Here is a 664-nt window from a genome sequence, read left to right on the forward strand (position 1 = left end):
AACATGGAAAAGCGTTCGCACAAAAGTGTCTGCAGCATGGCATCTATGTCGGATACCCGGCAACATACATGAGCAATGCTTCTATGAATGAGGCCTTTTTCGAGGCGTTGGAACCAGCACTGGATCTGGCACTCGCAGACTATTGCAGGGCCGAAGATATGACGACACCGTTCACCGATGCTTCGATGGTCGAATACTGCATGGAGGCATTCCGCACGACAGAAAAGGCATGTCTGTCGAACAAGCACTATTGGGCGTGATACTAGAGGGCGAAGTCTAGGAAAGACGCGACAAAAATTGCAATCACCAACTTTTTCTATTGTTTCGATTCCTACTCATATTGCCATGAACGAAATCGATCTCAACGATTACGATCACGTTGCCTTCGACCTGGACGGTGTCCTTGTGGATTCAGCGGCTGTAGTTGAAAACGCTCTCCGTCGATGGGCAGGGGAGGAACGGCTCTCTCCGGAGAGTGTGTTGCGGATGTCTGCCGCGCGCCGGGATATAGAACTAGTTGCGTCAATCTCTCCCGGGCTCTCGCCGGAACGAGAAGCGGCCCGCATCGCAGACTATGAGGTCCAGGTGATGGATCTGCTCCGACCAATCGCAGGCGCCGCCGAGTTCTATAGCTCGCTCACCGCTGGGAGGCGATCTGTCGTCA

At 53.3% G+C, this 664-nt stretch carries 2 pseudogenes; both read left to right on the forward strand.

Annotated features, from left to right (window positions below):
- A pseudogene (locus ACLFKU_RS43835) lies at positions 1 to 260 on the forward strand (aminotransferase); the annotation flags it as partial.
- 85 nt (positions 261 to 345) lie between these two features.
- A pseudogene (locus ACLFKU_RS43840) lies at positions 346 to 664 on the forward strand (phosphatase); the annotation flags it as partial.

Source organism: Paraburkholderia sp. EG304 (assembly GCF_046543485.1).
Classification (GTDB): domain Bacteria; phylum Pseudomonadota; class Gammaproteobacteria; order Burkholderiales; family Burkholderiaceae; genus Paraburkholderia; species Paraburkholderia youngii.